Below are 19758 nucleotides of genomic sequence, written 5' to 3' on the forward strand. Positions count from 1 at the left end.
GCGCTCAAAGATAACTTCGGCGGGCGCCGGACGGATGTGACCTGACTGCCTCATCTGCGCGTGGGCCAGCGCGCTGTAGGCAAGCTCCGCCGGTTCGCCGTTTTCGTCCGACGCCGCCTCATCTCCCCTGGGGGGCACCAGAGGGTCGCCCGGGCTCCGCAAGCCGGCCATACCTGCTACTGGTCGGGGGCCGACAACCTGAATGCGTCGAACGGAACTCGACTTCTACGAGGCAACGCACGACGAGAGCGCACCCTCTGATGCATCCTTGGCAATCGACAGAACTGCCCGCACGCACCTTGGCGGCGGGTCCACGGCCGGGCGCGGTTAGGAGACCGGTCGAACGGCGAGGAGCGCAACATCGTCCTCGGGATCGGAAGACAGGACGCGGTCGAGGAGTGCGTCGCAGAGGTCCTGGAGGTTGACGGGTGTCGATTGCGCGCCGTCTGGAGCGACGAGCTCGGACAGTGTGCGACGAAGCAGATCGATGCCGTCGTCGATGGAGCGGCCGCGGGTCTCGATGAGCCCGTCGGTGTACAGCAGCAGGATGTCGCCTGGCTTGAGCAGTGTCGTGGCCTCGCTGCGTACGACGCCGGTCGCGGCGCCGAGGAGCAAGGCGGGCGTAGTATTGAGGACGGTGACCTCACCGTCCGGGTGGGCCAGCAGCGGCGGCGGGTGGCCGGCATTGGCCCAGCGCAGCTGCCACCCTGATTGTGCGCGGCCCTCAACTGAACTGAGGTGGGCGACGACGCCAGTAACGAGCGTGCCCAGCTGTAGCTCTGCCATGGTGGTATCGACGGCGTCGAGAAGCGGCCCGGGACTGGCTTGGGTCGCGATGGCGATGCCGCGCAGGAGAGTGCGGACTTGGCCCATGACCGCAGCAGCACTGATGTCGTGACCGGCGACGTCGCCGATGACGAAGTTGACCCCGCGGTGCTGGATGAAGCAGTCGTACCAGTCGCCGCCGATCTCGGCCGTCCGCGCCGCCGGCGTGTAGCGCACCACGATTTCTAGGCCCTCGATGGTCGGTGGCTCGGTGAGCATGGATCGCTGCAGTGCCTCGGCCAATGATCGCTGCGCGTCGTAGAGGCGGGCGTTGTCGAGGACGAGTCCCGCCCGAGCTGCGATGTCGACAGCTGCGGCGAGATCGCCGGCCGGGAAGGGGCCTCGTTTGGCGCCGTTGAAGAGGCTGAGCAGGCCGGTTGCGCCGTCTCGGCCGAGCAGCGGCAGCACAGCACGTGCTCGGGAGCGAGGGCGGCCAGCAGGTCGTGCGCCAGCCCTGGCCGCAGCATCCCCTGCAGCTTGTCCGTCGCGTTGCCGCGCAGCAACTCCGGGCGACCAGTGCGTATCACCCTGACCAGCAGGGCGTCGTCGGTGAGGGCGTCCAGCCGGGTGCGGGCGTAGTCGGCCGCGAGGGCTTGCCGGGCGGGATCGCGATGGCGGCTGACGGCGTGCCAGAGCCGACGGCGCTGGCCCGGCCTTGGCGCCTCGTCCATCAGCGTGACCACAGCCCAATCGGCCAGAGTCGGGACCACCAGGTCGCACAACCGAGCCGCGGCCTCCTCGGGCTCCAGGGTCGTTACCAGCGCCTCGGTCACCCGGCGCAGCAGCTGCTCGCGATCGTCCGCCGCGGCGAGTGTCATGGCTTCCTCGACGCCGGAATCAGCAGGCAAGGCGATTTGCGGTGGGACCCATGAGCCTTCGGATGACGGGGATTCCGGCATGGTCAAGCCACTCCCCTCCGTGCGGACACGCCCCAGTGCCGCGCGGCTGGAGGCCGCGCGGCACACTGCAGTTAGGTCGGCGCCGGGAGGGCTGCTTCCACTACCGGCCGGAACCGGATCGTTGCGTGGACGAACCCAGCTGTCAACGATCGTTGCGGTCCCGTGTCGACTCTACTAGGGAAGTCGAGCGGCCGACGACCCAACGCAGAGAGGGGCGGCTGTGGAACCCGACGACGGATCCGCGCAACGCCAAGACGTGCCGGCGGTCGGCCTCCCGGAAGACCCGCCACTGCGAGCACTCGCCGACCTGGTCGCCGTCGCCGAGCAGATGGTTGAAGTGATGGCCCTGATTCGCGAACAGGCCGCCGACATTCGGGGATGTCGCGCGCAAGGACTGACCTATCGGGACATCGTGACCCGCGAGAGTCGCCCCCTTATTGTCCAGATCCTCACAGACGCAACCGCTCGATTCGAGGCTTCCGGCACTCGCTTCCGGCAAGCTAAGGCGGCCGCGCTGCGCGGCGAGGGAATGACACTAGAGGAAATCGGGGCTCTTTTCGGGCTCACACGCCAACGCATCTCTAGGCTGCTGCAGGACGCCAGAGTGACTCCGGAGAAGTGAGGCGCCTAATGGGGGTGGACGCCGTGCCATATTCACGTCCCTTGCCGGACCCGACAAATTCTTCCGTCCGTTCTGGGCGAGGTGGCTAGTCTTGTCCGGCTGCGGCGAGTTGCTCGGCGATGTCATGGGATTGGCCGCGGAGGTGGTCATGCGGATCGCTGGTGTCCCCGTAGGTGCCGAGGAGAGCGACGCCTACGCCGTAGGTCGAGCAGGAACAATGACCGAAGGTGTCCTCGCACTAGGTGATCGCGTCGTGGAGCAGACCGCCGGCTCCAGCGCTGTCACCGAGCCGGCGGGACGCGATAGCGCCGTTGATCGCAGTTCGATGCCAGCCGTGGTACCCGGGGTGCAGCAACCATCGGGCTTGGTCGAGCAGGACCGCGGCTCGCTGCGCGTCTCTCTGCCAGGTCGGGTCCCAAGGGATCTGCGCGGTGGGCTTCTCTTGGCCTCGGGCCAGCGCCACCGCCCTGCGAAAGAACTTCGACGGCTGGGCTGGAGACAACCAGCCCCCTTCTCCGAGGCGATCATCACCGCGAATCCGGTGCCCGGGAACCGGGTCAGGCGGCTCCGCAGCGCCATCACTGCTGGTGAACCTCGGCTAGGCGAGTCTCTTGTCGAGCACCTCAGCCCCACCCTGGTTGCGGTGACGTTCGGCACTGGACGCGGTCGGTTCCCAGGAGAAATGCGGCAAGCGAAGGGGCAGGTTGCCCCTCGCTGGCTAGGACCTGCTACAACGGCGCAGGTGAGAGGCGGGGGTTGGTGCGGACCGGTGGCCGCCGCGAGGGGCGGCCCAGACACTTCCCTCATAAGGTGCGCGGACCGCAACGTCCGTGATCAAACAGCTGCCGCAGGCGCTGACTGGTCCTCGTGCACTAGTGGCGTTGGCGAGGTCACGACACTCCGCCGTCCGCAGGGCGGGTGCCGACTGCAGCGACAGCCAGGTAGCGGTTTCTCGGATGCCTCACAAGGTTGCGTCTGTCTCGATCGCGACACCAGGCGGCCCGTCACGCAGGACCTGTCGTACCTGGGCTGTCTGATGAGCCCATGACCCCGCGCCCCTCCTACACCTGCAGCCGGTGCGGCATGTCCCTGTGGCATCCGGTGGCTGACCTAGAGGTGTCCACGCTGGGCCTCTACGACGACGCCAGGTACCCCGGGCGCTGCCTGCTGGTCGTGCACGAGCACTTCGACGACCTGGCCACGATGCCCGAAGAATTGGCGAATGCCGCGCTCGCGGATGCACGCCGGGCCGCACTGGCCATCAAGGACGCCGTGGCAGCGGATCGGATCAACTACGCAGTGCTGGGCAACGTGATCTCACACGTGCACTTCCACCTCATCCCACGGCGGTGGACCCTCGACCCAGCGCCGGGGCTGTCGCCGTGGCAGACCGCCCAGCCGGCCACTCCCCTACTGCCTGATCAGCGGGAAGCCATCAAGGACGAGATCGCCAGCTTGCTGATCAGTCATGACCGGCAGACGACACGCCGATAGTGCAGACAGGCCCCGTCCGCTACCCCAGGAGAAGACGATGACCGCTTTCCTCACCGAGCCTGGCCACATCGAGCGTGACCTCGCCGAGCGCCTGGAAAAGCGCGCCAAGGAAATCATCCAGCAGCGGGACCGGAGAGAAATCGCCGAGAAGTTGGGGCTTGCCCCCTCCGGGGTCGAGGCTCTCCTGTGGCAAGACCACTGGTCGATCGAGCGGGCCCTGCGCGTCGCCGAAGCCCTCGGAGCACTACACGACAACGCCGCCGAAATCCTGACGTCCGACGTGGCCTGACCACATGCACCCGGTCCTCGTCGAGGCCCAAACGCGTCTGGACGTGGACCTGGCCAACCTCGCATCCGCGGCCGCCAGGACCCAACAGACTCTGGCGGACGCACGAGCCGAAGTGGACCGGTACCTCGACGAGGAGTTGGGAGGCTTCACCACGAGCCAGGGGCTGGACATCGTCGCCTTCGGGTCGATGGCCCGCGACGAGATGGCTCCCGGTAGCGACTTCGACTACCTCGTGGTGGCCAACGAGATTGTTCCCAACCCGAGCATCATCCAGACCTTCCGCAAGGCGGCACGGTCGGCGTTGAACACGATCGCGGCGGCCGAGCCGGGCGCCTCCAACCTGTTCGGGGTGGTCGTGGGCGCTCCAGACATGGTCAACCAGATCGGACTCGACGAAGACACCAACAAGTCGCTCTCCCGGCGCATCCTGGTGCTCCAGGAGAGCGAGTGGCTGAACAAGCACAGCCGGTACGAAGCGCTCGTCTCCTCCATCCTCAGCCGCTACCTGTACGACTACGCCGGCGCCGATGAGCCCCGGGTTCCCCGCTTCCTGTTCAACGACATGGTGCGGTTCTGGCGCACCATTGCCGTGGATTACCAGGCCAAGCGCTGGCAGGAGATCGAAGGCCAGAAGTGGGGCCTGCGGTACGTCAAAGTGCGCACGTCCCGAAAGTGGACATTCGCCGGGTCGATTATGTCCCTTTTCATGCCGGTCATCGAGCAGAAGAACACCACCCGCGCGTACCTGATGAAGCAGTTCGCGATGCCTCCCCTGGCGCGGCTCGCCCAACTGCACCAGTACGTCAATCCCAAAGGCGCCACCGCCGACGCGCTCCGCGACGTCCTCGCGATCGCGGACCAGTTTCAAGGCTGGCAGGAGAACAAGGCGTGGCGCAGCGCGATCAAGGGCGTCGACAACCCCGGCGCTGCTGATCTACCGGACGAGTTCATCGCCGCCCGCGACCGGACGATGGACCTGCAGAACGCGTTGGAGGAGCTGTTCATGTCCACCGAGCCGCTCGGGCCGTCCAAAGTGACACTGCAGGCCCTGACCCGGAAGTACCTGACCTTCTAGCGCAACGCCTGCCGTGAGGAAAGCCTGTGCCCGACGACTGGTCCTGCCCCACTTGCGGCTTTCGGCTCTACTTGCCGGTGGACGCACCCTCGCTCCGCGCCACCAGGCTCGGGCTCTACAGCGACGCCCGCTTTCCTGGGCGCGCGATTCTGGTCTTCAACCGGCACGCCGAACACCTTGAGGATCTCGACGCCCCCGACCTCCAGAACCTCTGGTCCGACGTCGCGTCAGTCGGGCGCATCCTGCGTCCACTCGTCGGAGCCGCCCGCATCAACTACGGCGTGCTCGGTAACGCCAACCAGCACCTTCATGTCCACGTCATCCCCCGCAACCCGGCGAGCGAGCCGCTCCCGACCCGCCCTCCCTGGAGCGACCCGAGACCGATGACGGAACTGCCCTCAGCCGTCACAGAACGTTTCCGCGGTCAGTTGCAGGCAGCCCTCCACCAGCCGCGAGGAACGTGATCGCCCGACTCCCCAGAAGCGCGGCGACGGCAGCGGAGCATCCAAAGGTTGCATCGCGGCTACTGCCTGGTGAGCCGGCGCTGCCCATCCAGCGACGACGTTCGGTTCTGTCTGACTAGTTGGCTGCATCCGCCGCCACAACCGACGAACGTAGAGAGGTAGCCGTGCCGTCCACGCCCGATCCTCAGTTCCATGGTGATTTCGGTCGGCAGATCGGCGCGATGGCCGTACTGGAAGAACGGATCAACGAGGTACGCCAGTCGCACGCCGGGCGTCCGGTGAGTGAGGTGCTCGCTGAATTGCGCCGCATCCACGGCGAGATGGGAATCGAACTCGTCGCGATCGGTGGCGAGGAGTTGGCGCGACACATCGCCAACTCGACTCACTGACTAACTTAACGCTCAAGCCCCTCACGGTGTTGTCTCGCTGCTGACGGACTGCGCGGCCGGCACACCGCGGACCGCCGGTCGACTCTTGATCGCTGAGTGGCCTGCAGTCACGAGGCAGCGGGGGAAAGGATGCCTGGGCCGTGGCTCCCGGCAGCTGACGTTGTCACCTCGCGTTCTCATGGCCGCGCGGCAGCCGCAGTCGGATCGCCTCGCATCTCCGAGCGCCACTGCGGGCCTCTACGCTGCTCTTATCGCCCAGGTCTGCAACGTGCGTCGGTCGCCTGCCTCCGATGAGGTCGGTTATGGCCGTCATGCCTAAATCGAACCGTCTGTAACGACGAGCAGGAGAAACGATGCCCGCCCAGAACCCTTCGCCAGTGCCGCCGCACTCGGTCGACGACACGTTCAGACAGCCGATCAGTGTTGAGCGCGGCGCGGTCGTGGAGGCTGCCATCATCCTGGGCGGATTGGCATTCGCGTTGGAGTCGGCTCCGCGGGGGCACCATTTGGCTGTGTCGGTGCGCGAGTTGGTCGATGACCTCAATGACGCGTGTGGCCCGATTCCTGAGGATGAGCAGGCTGCGCTGATCGGACAGTGGCGCACCAACATTGAGGATGTCCTTTCTGATTGAGCGCCATCGCACGTCATCAGGCATTCGGTTGCTGTCGCTTGGCGATGACGGAGGCTGTCGTGACCTCCTCGGGAATCTTGGACAGCACGCTCTGGAAGTAGGACCGGGCGGCGGCCATGGTCCCCACGTCGCGTCCGGCGCGCTCAGACAGCAGCCAGCGGTGTTCGAGCACTTCGTGGAACACCTCGGCCGGTTCGAGGCGGCCGTCCAGTTCGGGCGGGATGGCGTCGATGACCGGCTGGTACACCTCGGTCAGCCAGCGATGGCTGGCGACGGTTTCCGGTACCGGCGAGCCGGCCTCTTCGAGGTAGGCGCGGAAGCTGCGGATGTCGTTGAGAAGTCGGCGAGCCTGTCGTTCCTGGACTTCTAGGCCGGTTAGCCGGAACAGCTCTCGGCGGTTGTCGCCCGGTTCGGCGACCCGCGTCTCCACGCGTAGTTTGACATTGCCGTCGGGCAGAGTGACGAGCTCCATCTCTCCGACGTCGAAGCCGAGGTCGTTGAGCCGTTGCAGTCGCTCCGCGATCCGGTAGCGCTGTTCTTCTCGCCGGAAGATTTCCTCTCGGGTCACCTCGGTCCACAGCGCCTGATACCGGGGCGGGACGCTGTTGGCCACTTCGATCGGGTCGATCTGCTCGGGCAGGAGTTCACCGGCTTGGAGGTCGAGCAGTTCGGCGCCGACCCGTTCCCGGGCGAGGTCCACGTCGTAGCCGCGCTGCCCACCGGAGAGCCGGGGATGGTGTTCGGCCGTCTCGGCGTCGACCAGGTAGGCGGCCAGCGTGCCCGCGTCCAGCCGGAACAGCGTGTTGGATAGCGAACAGTCACCCCAGAAGACCCCGGCGAGGTGCAGCCGGACCAGCAGGACGACGAGGGTGTCGAGCAGCTGCGGCACGGAGTGGCGACCCGTGGGTCAGGAGAAGAGGTACCGGTAGGACATCGAGTATTCGAGGTACCTGGTGACGAGGACGGCGTCCTGTCCGTCGGGACGGTCCACGCAGATGCCCAGCGGCGTGACCGCCGGCAGCCCCTGCTCCTGTAACTGGCACAGCAGGGCGTATTCGTGTCGGGCGAGTGGCTCGCTCATCTCCTTGAGCGCGAAGACGCTGCCGTCCTGGACGACGAACTGGACGACGTGCCGGGAAATCCCGCGCTGTGGCACCTGCAGCACGAGGTTCGGGTTCCAGTTCGCTAGGGGTTGGTGCCACGGGAGTTCCAGCAGGCCCGCGCCATCGGTAACTGGGGGGCGGAACACGAACCGCATCAACAGCTCCGTGGGGCCCGCCGCGGGACCCGAGTAAGGGCTCCGAGAGCCGTTATTTTATGGCCCCGTCGGGGCCGTTCGTCACTCACCGTCCACTCGGCGTGGGAGGTCCCGCCGCTACTTGGCTCGCTCGCCCTGCCGAGCGTCCCGCCTTGGTTCGACGTCGGTGCCGTGTTCACTCTCCGCTCCTGCCGCGAGAGCGTCGTGACAGTCACGGCCTCCAGTTCGGTGACCGGCGTTCGGGCTCGGCGGGCCGATCCTGAGCGGGCGCGGCGAGGTGGTCGTCGATGTCGTGAGCCTCAGCGCGCAGGTCCGTCTGGCGGGGGTCGTCGGTGTCTTCGTAGAGGTCCAAGAGAGCGATGACCGCACCGAACGTCGGATACGTGTAGCGGCCGAAGGCGTCCTCGCAGTAGGTGATCGTGTCGTGCAGGAGCGTGATGGCCGTGGCGCTGTCGCCGAGTTGATGGAGGGCCATGGCGCGGTTGATAGCGGTCTGGTGCCAGCCGTGGTCGCCGGGGCCAAGCAGCTTGCGGGCTTCGTCGAGGAGTGTGGCGGCGTGCTCGGCGTCGTCGCGCCAGGCGGGTTGGGGCGGCTCGGTGTCGAGGAGTTCGCTGGCGTAGTCGTTGAGAACTTCGGCGAGCATGCTGCGTTGGACATCCTCCGGCGTCGCAGCGTATGCGCGGCGGGCCTGGTCGAGGGCGTGCTCGTAGTGGGTGCGGGCGTCGCTGCGGCGGCCTGCACCGGCCAGTGCGTTGGCCAAGCCCAGCAGTGACTCGATGTGTTCGTGGTGCAGATCGCCGACGGCGGCGGCCGTGATTCGAGCGCACTCCTGCATGAGAGGGACGGCGTCGCTGTGGCGGCCGAGGTGCCGCAGGGCGATGGCGATGTTGCCGAGGATGTTGGCGTAGTCGACCGGGTCGGGGCGGCCGACGTGGTCGGCGAGGGCGCGGGCCCGTTCGCCGAGGGTGATGGCTTGGTTGGGGTCGTCGCGGGCATCGCGGACGTAGACCGCGGCGCGGTCGAGCAGGTAGGCGCTGTCACCGGCACGGACGTCGAGCGTCTGACAGTGGTCGATGAGGGTGATCACGTGTGGCAGCCAGGCGGCCCAATCGTTCCAGGTGGCGGGGTCGTGGCTGGCGGAAGGAAGGCCGACGGTGAGGCCGCGGAGCAGAGACGAGGCGTACTCCTTTTGCTCGGTGAGCGAAAGACGAGACCGGATGGCCTCCTGGGCGGCGGCGGTGACCTGGACGACCTCGACCGAGGTGTGGCGATGAGTCAGGAGTCCCCGCCGGGCCAGGTCGGTGAGCATCGGGCGTAGTTGTGGGGGCTGCTGGATGAGGGGGCGCAGCGGAGCGGGGAGCGGCCCCCAGGCTTCGGCGAGCGTCCTAATCCAGACCGGGTGGTTCGGGGCGATGAAGGCCAGGAGAGCGAGGAGTGCTCGGGCGGGCTCGTCGCTGCGCTGCCGCAGACCGTCCCACTCCCAGACCGCACTAACGCCGAGGAGACCGACCTGCCCGCCGGCGTGAAGGTCGGCGTGCAGCCCGGCGGTCACAGTGGTGTAGAGGACATGAATGGCCGCCCGGGACGCCGGTGAGGGGCGGCTGCCGCCTAACCACAGCCGGTACTCGATCCTCTGCTCGGCTAGGGCGGCCTCATCCGCCGCGGTGCCCGCCGCCATGGTCTCGGCCGCCAACTGACCCGACGTGAGACCGTCGCTGACGATCCGCAGCCAGTCGCGCAGCACAGCGGTTCCGCGCTGGTCCCGTTGCGGGTACTGGGCGAGGGCCTTGCCGGTGAGCGTGGCCACGTAGGTCGCGATGAGGCGACCGCGCTCCTCAGGGTTGAGGGCGGAGTCGGTCTGCAGCGTCGCGAACACCGGGTCGGCGGCGACATCCCGCAGCGCCGCTGTCTCCCGGTCAAGGTCTGCCACCGCGCGAGCGGCGATCGCGCGGCGGACGCCCAGCAGGGCGCCACGCAGTCGCCGCCAGTCCGCAATCCAGGGCTCGATCATCCTCGGCGCCTACTTTTCATCCTCGTCCCGACCGCCTCCTTGGCCTATGCCCCGGAAGTCAGCACCTGAGCCGAGCCTGCGGTCCTGGATCGAGTCGTGGTTGAGGCTGCTCTCCCCCACCGACCGGACCGATGGGATCACCGGTCGGCTGCTGGCTGGCTTGCGGCTGTTGGCGACCGCGAGCGTGCTCTTGGGGTTCGTCGTGGCCGTCTGGACCGGGGTCGCCCTGCTGGTCGGCGGCGCCTGGATGCTGGTGACCGAGGGGCGACTCGGCGCGGCGGTGATGAGCCTGCTCAGCGGGGCCGGGGTCGCTGCGGGAGGTGCCTACTACCGCCGCCGCCGGGAGCGGCGTCTCGGCCAGCAGGATGCTGACCCTGGACGTGACGGAGTCCACGCTGAGTGAGTGTCTGAGGCAGGGTCACCGTGCCGGCAGAGTGTCGTAGCCGCGGGCTGGGTCACGGCGTCTCGACGGTGAGGCAACGGGATCCGTGGAAGCCCCCCGGGGTGGGCGTCATAGATGCCGCCTCACCTGCGCCCCCTCCCCACCCAACTCTTACGCCTGCGTCAGGGCGGACGGGAGCGGACGAGTTCTCCAGGACCGCGTACACGTCTCCCCTGGCTGACGTCCGCACCCGGGGCCCCGCGGACCTGAACCGACACGAACACGCGACTCCCGGGCGCCGACGACGGTCGGCAACTCCGCCAGCCGATAACTCCCCCATGTGCTCACCGGGTCCGGGAAGCCGCGACATCATCGCGCCACCAGGGTGATACTTATACATGTATTGTTTTCGTATGCCACGAAGAAGCCTCAGTCCTGCCGACAGCGAGCACGGGCGGCGCCTCGGTGCGCATCTCGCTCGGATTCGGCAGCGGACGGGCCGGTCGGCACAGGCCGTGGCCACCGAGGCGCGACTCAGCGTGGACACCGTCCGCAGCGTGGAGACCGGTCGAGTGCCGACCCCGGCATTCCTCACCGTGGCTCGGTTGGCGTCGGTGCTCGGAGAGAGCCTCGACGACCTGCACGCGGCCGCCTCCGACCAGCCGGTGACGTCCGAGCGCTCCGTGGACGGCCCGGCGTGACCCGAGCGGGGCTCACGGCGGCTGTTCCGACGAGTACAAGCTTGCGAGAGCCGGGGCCCACGGTCGTGCTGCTGGCCGAGGAGCCGCTCGCACGCAGCGTCGTGTGGGGACATCCCTGGCAGGTCGGCACCGCGGCCCACTGGTGCGCACTCACCCAGTACGGAGTCATCGACGGGGTGCTCGCGGACGGGCCACACCGGCACCGGCTGGGGACCACGCTCCGGGAGGAGGTGGCGGCCTGCCTGCTCGGAGGATTCGGGCTGCCCTTCGAACTAGGCCTGGCCGCGTTCCGAGCCGTCCGCGACAGCGGAGCCCTGGCCGAGGGCGCCATCGTGTCGGCCACGGACCTAGAGGTGCTGCTGCGCCAGCCGCTGCAAGTGGGCGGTGGAACACGCCGGTACCGGTTCCCGAGGCAGCGCAGCCAGCGACTCGCGGCCGCTCTGGCGTTCCTGGACCAAGAGCCGCCTCCCGACGATCTGGTCGAGGTTCGTGACTGGCTCACGAGTGCGCCCGGCATCGGGCCAAAGACGGCCAGCTGGATCGTCCGCAACCACTACGGCTGCGAGGACGTGGCCGTGCTCGACATCCACGTTCTGCGCGCTGGGGCGAGCGCTGGCGTGTTCGACCGCGGCTGGACCGCCGCTCGTTCCTACTACGTCCTGGAGCGGCTCTTCCTCGCCTGGGCAGAGCACGGGGGTGTGTCACCTGCCGATCTGGACGCCGTCATCTGGGCCGAGCAAGCCCTGGCGGCCCGGCGGCCGGGCCGGCGTCGGACGACGACGATTGGCAACTGATCGGCCCGCCCGGTTCGATTACGGTCCTGGAAACGGATCGACAGAACCACCGGAGCGCAGATGAGCGGTAGCAGCGGTCCCGACCTCACGCCCGGCAGTGGAGCCGGCGACGGCGGAGGCGACTGTCTCGACCTGCGGCTGTCTCGGTGGCTGGAAGGGCCAGTGCCCGGCGTGGCCGATCACCTCCCGGTCGGTGACGTCCTGACCGTGCAGTTGCAGGACGGCTCCCCCGTGATCGTCGCCCTGATCACCGCTGGAGGCCAGATCGCCGGCAGCGTCGTGCCCACCGGCCGACTGCTGACCTGCTTGCGTCAGGGCGTTCCGTTCCTCGCGCACGTGCGCAGTGCTGTGGGCGGCGCCATTCAGGTCGAGATCCGGGCGGCTGCCCGGTGAAGATCGTCGGCGGTACCTATGCCGAACGCGTCACCGTCCCCGCACACGAGGACGACGCCTCTGGCAGCGGTATGCGCGCGGCGGGCGCGCTCGGGCCCGGTACCGCGGAACTCGTCACAGCGATCGACGCGGCCACGGCCGAAGTGGCCGAGGTGGCCGCCGCGACCCGCGGGATCGAGCGGACCATGATCGATCGTGACGAGAAGGTCGGGTTCAACTACTTCACGCCCGTCAGCGATCCCTCCGTCGACGGGCCGGGGGCCACCCATGCCCCGCTGGTCGCCGAGGACGAGACGGTGCTGGTGTTCGGCATGGTGGAGCACGGTCCTCGGCGGGTGCGCGCGCAGCGCCTCGTCGTGGATCCGCAGCGGCCCCGGGACCTGACCGGCCTCAACCTGGAGGGCCTGACCGGGGATCGTCTGGGCGTGGTGGCCAACGCCCGGGAGACCTCAGCCCTGGCCGGAGGCATCCTCGACCCGGCGCGTGCGGCGCAGCAGGTGCTGACCCGATCCGGTGCCGAGGTGGTCGTCGTCAAGGAGGCGGGTCGAGGCTGCCTGGTCGTTACCGAGGGTGCGGAGCCGGTTCGGGTCGGTCCGCATCCGACCCGGACGGTCTGGCCGCTGGGCAGCGGAGACGTCTTTGCAGCCGGCTTCACGCACGCCTGGGACTCCGGCGCCGATCCGGTGGAGGCCGCGCGCGTAGCCAGCAACGCGGCCGCCTGGTGGTGCGGCACGCGCCGCGACCGCGTTCCGCCGGAGATCCTCGCCGGTGTGCCGGTCGAGACGCTGCTTCCCGGCGCCGGCGGTGAACTGCCAGTTTTGGAGCGGCCCCCGTTGATCTATCTGGCTGCTCCCTTCTTCACCCTCGCCGAACGCTGGCTGGTGGAGACCTGCCGGGCGGTCCTGCAGGGCCTGGGCGCCCGCGTGTTCAGTCCGTTGCACGACGTCGGTCCCGGCGGCGACGAGGTCGCGGCCGGTGATCTGGACGGCCTGCGGGACAGCGACGCCGTCCTCGCCCTGCTCGACGGCTGGGACCCCGGAACGGTGTACGAGGTCGGCTGGGCCCACCGCCACACCCTCCCGGTCGTCGGCTTCCTCAACGGCCCGGCCCACGAGGGCACGAAGATGCTCGTCGGCACCGGCGCGGAACTGCACAGCGACCTGTCCAGCGCGCTCTACCGGGGGGTGTGGGCCGGACTCGGACACCCGCTCACCGCCGAGCGGGTGCGCCCGGCATGACCCCTGGCGATCACGGACGTCTGCTGCTGCTGTCCGGCGGTGTGGACAGCACCGCGCTGGCGGCGATCTGCCGGCCCGACCACGCCCTGTTCATCGACTACGGGCAGCGACCCGCAGCGGCCGAACAACGGGCGGCCACCCAGGTCGCCCACCTGTTCGGCCTGCCGCTGACGACGCTGCAACTCGACCTGCGCCCCCTCGGCGGTGGCCTCCTACTCAACGAGGCCACACAGCCAGGCGCACCCAGCCCGGAATGGTGGCCATACCGCAACCAGTTCCTCGTCACCGCCGGCGCGGCCATCGCATTCCAGCGGGGCCTGAGCCAGGTGCTGATCGGGACCGTCCTCGGTGACGGCGACCGCCACGCGGACGGGACCGTCCGCTTCTACGCGGCTCTGGATGAGCTGCTGCGCTTGCAGGAGGGCAATCTCTCGGTGGCAGCTCCGGGCATCGACCGAACTTCCGAAGAGCTCGTCGCCGCCTCTGGGCTCGGCGCGGACGTTCTCGGGTGGACCGTCTCCTGCCACCGATCCAACCTGCCGTGTGGGGACTGCCCCGGCTGCTGGAAACGTGCCCGCGTCTTGCGCGCAGCCGGGATGCAGCCATGACGTCGGCGTTCGCGAGCATCCGGCGAGAGGACGAAGGCAGCGAGGCGGGACTCACTCTGCGGCTTCGCGGTGACCGGGGATGGGTCAGCCGCGACGATGGAGCGACCGCACCGCTGCCGCCGCACCGAGCCCAGCAGCTGACTGAGGAACTGAGCGTCCTGTCCTGCAATTCCCCGACCTCCGGTCTCCAGCTCACCGCAACAGCGCTCGCCTCTCTCGCCGAGGCACGACAGCTGCGTCCCCGAGTGTCCGCAGGGCTCGCCGCGACCGTCGGCGCCCATCCGGTGCATACGCTGGGCCTCCCGACCGACGAGCCCGACACCGCCTCACACTTGGCGGTTCCCGTCACCGACCTTGGCCCCACGCGGCCGTTCGCCGAGGTGCTGGCAACCCGGCACAGCGCCCGCTCCTTCGGATACCTGGAAGCCGGAGCCCTCGGCACAGTCCTCGCCCGAGCCGCACTGACCAAACGCGCATGGCCAGGAGCAGACCGGTTCACCGAGAGCAGTCGCCCGACACCGTCGGCCGGCGCCCGACAGCCGCTGACGCCCGTGGTCGTGAGCCACCAGGTGATCGGGTTGCCTCCCGGACTGTGGCTGTTCGACACCGACGAGGCCGTCCTGCGGCCCTGCCGCGCTGACTCGTCCCAGATCGATCGAGCCACCCGAGCGGTCACCGACGCGCTGGACCTGGATACAGCACCACCAGCGACCGTCTTCCTCATTGCCCAGCCGGCCCGCACGCTCAGCCGGTATCCCGGCGGGATGAGCCTGATCTGGCGAGACACCGGAGCGATGCTGGCGACGTTGCAACTCGCGGCGGCCGATCTGCGTCTGTCCTCGTGCATCGTCGGCACAACGGGAGCCTTGTTCGACTGCGACGATGACCCGTACGGACTGACGGATACCGGCGCCCTGGCGCTCGGAGGTCTGGCCTCGGCCGACTGAGCGAAGAAGTCGGCCTCAGCGTCGCTATCGGGGCGCCCGTCGCCGCGAACATCGTCCGACGCTGCGGCCACTACACGTTCGATGTGCTGGGTCTGATCCTCGGGCGCCATGCTTGGCCGTGACGCCTGGGCCCAGCCAGCGGGCCTCGGTGGAGCACGCTCCTGGCGGGGCCGCGGCGTTACGTCACGGCGCAGTTGATAGCAGTGATGCTCGCGTCTCCTCAGTCGCCCAACTGGCGGTGCATGCCGACCACCGAGGGAGGCCGGTAAGCAGCCACGGGGCCGATCGTCCTGGTAACGATCGGGACACCGTCAATCTCTGGCGGCAGGCAGATGCCCGACGACGAGAGGTTGACCCGCACGCCATAGCCATCACCGTGCCGCACGATGCCAATGCCGGTCACGTCGCGGCGCTCCCGCAGCATTGCGACGAGCTTGTCGCGAACCTTCTCCGCTTCCTGCCGCGCGATCATGTCCCACCGCCCATGCAGATCCGAATCGACGGATTGCTCCTACACAAGACGCACTCATAGTCAACAACTCCACAGCAGTGCACATGGGTCCCCGGATGTACCCGGCAAGCCCTGTGCCCCCGTAGGACTTGCCTGCCTCGTGGCTTGTTACACCTGAGTCCCGTGCGGCCGGCCGCCGCGGAGACTCGGAACAGCTAGTGCCCTGGCGCCAATGCCGCTGCCGACCGTCGTTCCTCTCACGGTGACCGCCCAGCTCGTCCTGCTCAGACCGGGTCGACGCATCAAGCCGCCACTTCCTGCGCGTAGGGCCCGTCCACCAGTCCCTCAATGTCGGGTCCTGCCGGGTGGCCGGGGCTCATACGTCGGTGGGAATGATTCAACCCACGGCAGCGTCCTGTGCGGGCGTAGGCACGTCACGCGAACGGAGGGAGTTGCAGAAATGGAGCCGACAATGACTGCAGTGCTGCCTCTGACCCTTGATCCTGACTTGATGCGGGCGCTCGCGGGCGCGGTCGCGCCCGGTCCGATCTCGGAATGGCCCGATCCGGACGATGACTCCGGCCGCTCAGCTGTCCGCCGCGGCTGGCGGCGCCTCAAGACGGCACTCAGACGCCTGGCCCAGCGGGCACGACGGCGGCCTGCTGGCGTGCACGCACGCCCGGAGACCGGCGCACCGGTTGCCCACAACTAATGGGTCCAACCTCGATTCGCCGGATGAGTGGGGCGGCGAACACCGGCTACATTCGACTCACCGCCGTCCCTCCTGCGCAGCTGAGCGCAGGGGACCGTCAACAGCGTCGGGCCTCCACCACGCGGCAGGCGCGGCGACCGTGCATCGCCCCCGACGGTCAGGCGATGCGGGCGGCGTCGCGAAGGGTCTTGGCCTGCCGCAGTGCACCGAGGATGCGGTTCCGGTCGAGGCAGGACTTTCCGTACAGGCTGCCGCCCTTGACGCGGAGAACGCGAGCTAAGGCCCGAGCGAGGTCTGGTCCGTTTGGGGCGGCCTGGCGGAGCAGCTCGGTGGCTTGTCGGTGGTCTTGAGCCCGTGACCGCTGGCTCAGTCGCCTGCAGACGTGGGACCTGACCCTGGGGTCACAGTCCGCCGCCGGGGTGTTCTAGCGATGCCCGTGCACCGATACGGCCGGACTCACGGCGTGCCACGAGCGGCATGCCGGCTTTCCAGCCGGGACAACGAGCCCGTGGCCGCCAGCGAGCAGCACGGTGGGTCCGTCCGTCCCGCTACAGCTGTCGCGTCCGCTGGTTGACGTGCCGGGGATGACCGGCCGTAGTGTCCGTGATCGTGACCGCGGGGGACGCTGCCGACGAGCTCCAGGAGGCGCGCAGCAACTTGGCCGCCGCTGGTGCTCAGGCCGAGCATCTTCGGCGCGCGTTGCTGTCGAGCCGGGAAATCGGAATGGCGATGGGCATCCTCATGGAGCGGCACCGGATGACCCAGGCACAGGCCTTCGACCACCTTCGGGACCTGAGTCAGCGGCGCAATGTGAAGCTGCGGGACGTGGCCGAGCAGATCATTTACACCGGCGAGGCTCACTAGCGGTAGGGCTTAGGACGCCGGGCTTGGACGAGGAGGGAAGCGTGCACGAACCCGCAGACGGTGATCAGCCGTCCACAGACGGGAAGGGCCACGGCGGCCCCTGGGAGAGTGAACGAAACTCAAGGTCGTGGTGGGTGACCGCGGAAGAGCGTGATACCCGCGCAGAGCGCGCGGACCAAAACGCGGAGGAGCGGGACGCCGCCGCTATTATCCGTGACGAGGCGGCTGACCGGCTCGTGCAGGATGCGCGGGCCCGGGAGGAACTGGCGTACCAGCGGATTCGCGAGGTGACCCTGCGGCTCAACGCCCTGGATGCCAGCGAAAGCCATCAGCAGGTGAATCTGCAGCAGGCGGCCGAGGCCATCCAAGAGGCGATCGATTGCGGGGCCGACGAACCGCTACTGCAGCTGCTCCGAGAGGTGCTCAAGCTACTGGATGTGCAGTTCGCCGACGTGATCGCGGCGGGCATTCAACGTTCCAGCCTCCGAAACGACCTCCGCCACGCCGATCAGCTCCTAGCTGGGGCGGCCGATGACCGGACAGCCGCATCCGCGGACAGGGCGGCCGCTGCCTCTGACCGGGCGGCCGCGGCCGGGGACCGCGACAGCGCACGCACGTCGCGCCGTTCCTTCGCAACTTATCGAGCCGCCGATGAGCCGCCGTCGTCAAAGCCTTGACCGCGGGTGGCGAACCGGGTGGCCAGGCTCGTGGGAAGGGTCTGACCGTGCCCGCGCGAAGCCTGTAGCGAGGGCGGAGTTGCCTGCCGCGCGCCGACGCATCGCCCAGCCGAGCCGATCCTGGCACTGCATGGGCCACCGAGTGGGGACGCACCGAGCGCTAGACCCCCAAGGCCGTCGCTCACTTCTCGCCGACAGAACCACCATGCGTGCTGTGCAGTGCCACCGCGCGCAGCGCCGCCATGGCTTGCTCCCTAATCTCCTCGATGGCGCCGGTCGCCGCGATGCGAACCAGCAGTCCTTCGGATCAGCTCTCGACGCTGACCGCCGCCGCACGGGTCGACTGCGTGTACGCCGTCCCGGGCAGTTCGCTGTTGACTCGAAGGTCGATCAACAAGACGATCGGTCAGCAGGACGACCCCGGCTCGGCTTGCTCTGCGCCAGGCGTCGGATGCAGGTGACCGCAAGCCGGCCCGCCTGAGGTGCGAGTCAATGCCCTAACCGATGCGCTAGCGGCGGTCGCGACACCTACTGCTAACCGGAGTGCGCCTTCGAGGTCGCACCGGAATCGGGGCCGACCTTTGCCCGGCACTCTTCTTCGTATCGCGCCGTGGAAGAGCGGGCCAATACGATCACTAGTGACGCCATCCCTAGAAACGACACCGCTGTGATCGCGGGCCACAGTAGCATTGTTGACCTCCACCCCTTTCCCACTCACGCAGTAAGCAATCCGGTCCACTGCGTGCCACTGTCCACTGACTCTAGGCTCACTCAGGGATGACAAGTGCCGCACGCGCTCGGACCGCGTTGCGACGGTTCACCACACCTAACGATCCAGGCCCGAACTCGCCTTTACGTCGGATCGTTCAGTCTATAAGAAGAGGTGAGTGAACACGCCGGACAAGGGGATAGGTGCGCTGTTCCTCGGCCGAGCAGTCTATGACGGGCCCGAAGTCGTCCATTACGTGACTGTCCAGACGAAGGGAGGCCAGCGCCTTGCGCATTCCCGGGGCAGCGCCGAGAAGCTTCATTCTGGAGCCGCGTCTCAGTGCTGTGCGATAGCAAGCGCTGATGGCGCGTAGTCCTGTTGCGTCGCAGAACTGGAGGTCTGCAACGACCATGACCCACTGTTGGTGTGGCGTTGCGCTTAGCGCGCGGGCTGCATCAAGCAAATGATGCGCCGTCCAACGATCCAACTCCCCCGCCAGCGTGATCTGGCCTACACTCAAATCAATGCTCAGGGTGAGTTGTCGAGCGACCCGTTCACCCGCAATAACAGGCTGAAACAGGGACTGAACAGACACCAGGGACTCCCCGGGAAGGCGAGTTCAGTGAGCGAAGCGACGCATCAAACTGAACTCGGCTCAAGCGGACCTCAGGTCCTGGCTCTTATGTTGAACCGTTGGCCAGAAGGTACCAAGCCGCCCCGCTAGGCACAATACCTGCCCTGTGAGATGCGACGCGGGGAACATGGCTTGGACTCTGCCGGGGTGATCGTCAAGGCGAGGTTGTTCGGGTCGTGGAGTTGGCCTTCAGCTCCGTCCGCGGGCCCGAGCACGTCGCTGGAGCGCGGAAAAGCGGGTTGTAGGCGCCCGCGGTCAGGACGGCAACGGCCGACGGCGGAGCCCTCGGGTGGCTCCCGCGGCGGGTCGACGTTGAAGCTTCACCTGGTCGTCGATGGCTGCGGGTTGCTGATGGCTTCGTTCTGATCCCGGACAGGCCGGGGCAACCTCCAGCTGATCGCTGCTGAACCGGGTCCGGGTGGTCTGCGTGGGCCGGGGTGGGCCCGCCAGCGACCCGTGCGGTGCGGTCATCGATGCTCGCTCGCGCTCCCCTCCGCCTCCCACTCTGTACGGGCGCGGCTACGCGCCCGTAGATCGCCATCATTCGCGTCAGCGCAGCAACCAGATTGCCCACGGGATGAGGAAGGGCTCAGCTAGGGCGTGTCTCCTAAGTTGAGCGTGGTGGGGCTGATTTGCTGCGGATATGTCTCGCGATCGAGTGCTGACCGACGCTCAGTGGGAGCGGATTGA

The 19758-nt window shown here is 68.1% G+C and carries 23 protein-coding genes; 17 read left to right on the plus strand and 6 right to left on the minus strand.

What is annotated here, in order from left to right:
- Positions 1 to 327: 327 nt before the first annotated feature.
- Positions 328 to 1233, minus strand: coding sequence for a PP2C family protein-serine/threonine phosphatase (locus tag E9549_RS05495; RefSeq protein WP_236825536.1), 906 nt, complete (start codon positions 1231 to 1233; stop codon positions 328 to 330).
- Between the two features lie 5 nt (positions 1234 to 1238).
- Here E9549_RS05495 and E9549_RS05500 point away from each other — a divergent pair, with 5 nt between their 5' ends.
- The 8 genes from E9549_RS05500 (at position 1239) to E9549_RS05535 (ending at position 6689) form a co-directional block, all read left to right on the plus strand.
- On the plus strand, positions 1239 to 1697 hold the full coding sequence (locus E9549_RS05500; RefSeq protein WP_236825537.1) for a hypothetical protein: 459 nt from the start codon (positions 1239 to 1241) through the stop codon (positions 1695 to 1697).
- Between the two features lie 247 nt (positions 1698 to 1944).
- Positions 1945 to 2346, plus strand: a complete 402-nt coding sequence (locus E9549_RS24035; RefSeq protein ID WP_236825538.1) for a sigma factor-like helix-turn-helix DNA-binding protein — start codon at positions 1945 to 1947, stop codon at positions 2344 to 2346.
- A gap of 1044 nt (positions 2347 to 3390) precedes the next feature.
- Positions 3391 to 3840 carry an HIT family protein gene (locus E9549_RS05510; RefSeq protein ID WP_236825539.1) on the plus strand — a complete coding sequence of 150 codons (450 nt, stop codon included), beginning with the start codon at positions 3391 to 3393 and terminating at the stop codon, positions 3838 to 3840.
- Between the two features lie 37 nt (positions 3841 to 3877).
- Entirely contained in the window at positions 3878 to 4129 is a 252-nt protein-coding gene (locus E9549_RS05515; RefSeq protein WP_236825540.1) for a hypothetical protein, read from the plus strand.
- Positions 4130 to 4133: 4 nt separating this feature from the next.
- Positions 4134 to 5204, plus strand: coding sequence for a nucleotidyltransferase domain-containing protein (locus tag E9549_RS05520; RefSeq protein WP_236825541.1), 1071 nt, complete (start codon positions 4134 to 4136; stop codon positions 5202 to 5204).
- 26 nt (positions 5205 to 5230) lie between these two features.
- Positions 5231 to 5668, plus strand: coding sequence for an HIT family protein (locus tag E9549_RS05525; protein WP_236825542.1), 438 nt, complete (start codon positions 5231 to 5233; stop codon positions 5666 to 5668).
- 164 nt (positions 5669 to 5832) lie between these two features.
- Positions 5833 to 6057, plus strand: a complete 225-nt coding sequence (locus E9549_RS05530) for a hypothetical protein (RefSeq protein WP_236825543.1) — start codon at positions 5833 to 5835, stop codon at positions 6055 to 6057.
- A gap of 353 nt (positions 6058 to 6410) precedes the next feature.
- Positions 6411 to 6689: a hypothetical protein gene (locus E9549_RS05535; protein ID WP_236825544.1), complete on the plus strand. Its 279-nt coding sequence runs from the start codon at positions 6411 to 6413 to the stop codon at positions 6687 to 6689.
- A gap of 16 nt (positions 6690 to 6705) precedes the next feature.
- Here E9549_RS05535 and E9549_RS05540 read toward each other — a convergent pair whose 3' ends face one another.
- The 3 genes from E9549_RS05540 to E9549_RS05550 all read right to left on the minus strand — a co-directional run bounded on the left by E9549_RS05540 (position 6706) and on the right by E9549_RS05550 (position 9958).
- Entirely contained in the window at positions 6706 to 7578 is an 873-nt protein-coding gene (locus E9549_RS05540) for a DUF4032 domain-containing protein (protein ID WP_236825545.1), read from the minus strand.
- A gap of 18 nt (positions 7579 to 7596) precedes the next feature.
- Positions 7597 to 7947: a hypothetical protein gene (locus E9549_RS05545; RefSeq protein ID WP_236825546.1), complete on the minus strand. Its 351-nt coding sequence runs from the start codon at positions 7945 to 7947 to the stop codon at positions 7597 to 7599.
- 211 nt (positions 7948 to 8158) lie between these two features.
- Positions 8159 to 9958 (minus strand): tetratricopeptide repeat protein, encoded by a 1800-nt coding sequence (locus tag E9549_RS05550; RefSeq protein ID WP_236825547.1) that lies wholly within the window; start codon positions 9956 to 9958, stop codon positions 8159 to 8161.
- Between the two features lie 169 nt (positions 9959 to 10127).
- On the opposite strand from E9549_RS05550, the gene E9549_RS05555 reads away from it, so the two are divergent.
- The 7 genes from E9549_RS05555 (at position 10128) to E9549_RS05585 (ending at position 15021) form a co-directional block, all read left to right on the plus strand.
- A complete protein-coding gene (locus E9549_RS05555) occupies positions 10128 to 10361 on the plus strand; it encodes a hypothetical protein (RefSeq protein ID WP_236825548.1) in 234 nt (77 codons plus the stop codon).
- 392 nt (positions 10362 to 10753) lie between these two features.
- Positions 10754 to 11041, plus strand: a complete 288-nt coding sequence (locus E9549_RS05560) for a helix-turn-helix transcriptional regulator (protein WP_236825549.1) — start codon at positions 10754 to 10756, stop codon at positions 11039 to 11041.
- A gap of 65 nt (positions 11042 to 11106) precedes the next feature.
- Positions 11107 to 11835 carry a hypothetical protein gene (locus E9549_RS05565; protein WP_236825550.1) on the plus strand — a complete coding sequence of 243 codons (729 nt, stop codon included), beginning with the start codon at positions 11107 to 11109 and terminating at the stop codon, positions 11833 to 11835.
- A 60-nt stretch (positions 11836 to 11895) separates the two neighbouring features.
- Positions 11896 to 12228, plus strand: coding sequence for a hypothetical protein (locus E9549_RS05570; protein ID WP_236825551.1), 333 nt, complete (start codon positions 11896 to 11898; stop codon positions 12226 to 12228).
- A gap of 185 nt (positions 12229 to 12413) precedes the next feature.
- Positions 12414 to 13466: a PfkB family carbohydrate kinase gene (locus E9549_RS05575; protein WP_236825552.1), complete on the plus strand. Its 1053-nt coding sequence runs from the start codon at positions 12414 to 12416 to the stop codon at positions 13464 to 13466.
- Positions 13463 to 14074: a 7-cyano-7-deazaguanine synthase gene (locus E9549_RS05580; RefSeq protein ID WP_236825553.1), complete on the plus strand. Its 612-nt coding sequence runs from the start codon at positions 13463 to 13465 to the stop codon at positions 14072 to 14074. Before E9549_RS05575 ends, E9549_RS05580 begins: the two co-directional genes overlap by 4 nt.
- Positions 14071 to 15021 (plus strand): nitroreductase family protein, encoded by a 951-nt coding sequence (locus tag E9549_RS05585; RefSeq protein ID WP_236825554.1) that lies wholly within the window; start codon positions 14071 to 14073, stop codon positions 15019 to 15021. Before E9549_RS05580 ends, E9549_RS05585 begins: the two co-directional genes overlap by 4 nt.
- 220 nt (positions 15022 to 15241) lie before the next feature.
- Here the strand turns inward: E9549_RS05585 and E9549_RS05590 are convergent, their stop codons facing one another.
- Positions 15242 to 15493 carry a hypothetical protein gene (locus tag E9549_RS05590; RefSeq protein ID WP_236825555.1) on the minus strand — a complete coding sequence of 84 codons (252 nt, stop codon included), beginning with the start codon at positions 15491 to 15493 and terminating at the stop codon, positions 15242 to 15244.
- 1288 nt (positions 15494 to 16781) lie between these two features.
- Here E9549_RS05590 and E9549_RS05595 point away from each other — a divergent pair.
- Positions 16782 to 17048 (plus strand): ANTAR domain-containing protein, encoded by a 267-nt coding sequence (locus tag E9549_RS05595; RefSeq protein WP_236825556.1) that lies wholly within the window; start codon positions 16782 to 16784, stop codon positions 17046 to 17048.
- Between the two features lie 134 nt (positions 17049 to 17182).
- Positions 17183 to 17725: a hypothetical protein gene (locus tag E9549_RS05600; RefSeq protein ID WP_236825557.1), complete on the plus strand. Its 543-nt coding sequence runs from the start codon at positions 17183 to 17185 to the stop codon at positions 17723 to 17725.
- 866 nt (positions 17726 to 18591) lie between these two features.
- Here the strand turns inward: E9549_RS05600 and E9549_RS05605 are convergent.
- The gene (locus tag E9549_RS05605; protein WP_236825558.1) at positions 18592 to 19029 is read right to left on the minus strand and encodes an STAS domain-containing protein; all 438 of its coding nucleotides are present in this window, start codon (positions 19027 to 19029) and stop codon (positions 18592 to 18594) included.
- Positions 19030 to 19758 lie beyond the last annotated feature (729 nt).

The organism is Blastococcus sp. MG754426, from assembly GCF_021699055.1.
Taxonomy (GTDB): Bacteria; Actinomycetota; Actinomycetes; order Mycobacteriales; family Geodermatophilaceae; genus Blastococcus.

Excerpts from the sequence above, each read along its gene's own strand:
- E9549_RS05510 (WP_236825539.1), top strand. The coding sequence starts at position 3,391 with ATGACCCCGCGCCCCTCCTACACCTGCAGCCGGTGCGGCATGTCCCTG.
- E9549_RS05515 (WP_236825540.1), top strand. The coding sequence starts at position 3,878 with ATGACCGCTTTCCTCACCGAGCCTGGCCACATCGAGCGTGACCTCGCC.
- E9549_RS05520 (WP_236825541.1), top strand. The coding sequence starts at position 4,134 with ATGCACCCGGTCCTCGTCGAGGCCCAAACGCGTCTGGACGTGGACCTG.
- E9549_RS05535 (WP_236825544.1), top strand. The coding sequence starts at position 6,411 with ATGCCCGCCCAGAACCCTTCGCCAGTGCCGCCGCACTCGGTCGACGAC.
- E9549_RS05545 (WP_236825546.1), bottom strand. The coding sequence starts at position 7,947 with ATGCGGTTCGTGTTCCGCCCCCCAGTTACCGATGGCGCGGGCCTGCTG.
- E9549_RS05550 (WP_236825547.1), bottom strand. The coding sequence starts at position 9,958 with ATGATCGAGCCCTGGATTGCGGACTGGCGGCGACTGCGTGGCGCCCTG.
- E9549_RS05560 (WP_236825549.1), top strand. The coding sequence starts at position 10,754 with ATGCCACGAAGAAGCCTCAGTCCTGCCGACAGCGAGCACGGGCGGCGC.
- E9549_RS05570 (WP_236825551.1), top strand. The coding sequence starts at position 11,896 with ATGAGCGGTAGCAGCGGTCCCGACCTCACGCCCGGCAGTGGAGCCGGC.
- E9549_RS05575 (WP_236825552.1), top strand. The coding sequence starts at position 12,414 with ATGATCGATCGTGACGAGAAGGTCGGGTTCAACTACTTCACGCCCGTC.
- E9549_RS05580 (WP_236825553.1), top strand. The coding sequence starts at position 13,463 with ATGACCCCTGGCGATCACGGACGTCTGCTGCTGCTGTCCGGCGGTGTG.
- E9549_RS05585 (WP_236825554.1), top strand. The coding sequence starts at position 14,071 with ATGACGTCGGCGTTCGCGAGCATCCGGCGAGAGGACGAAGGCAGCGAG.
- E9549_RS05590 (WP_236825555.1), bottom strand. The coding sequence starts at position 15,493 with ATGATCGCGCGGCAGGAAGCGGAGAAGGTTCGCGACAAGCTCGTCGCA.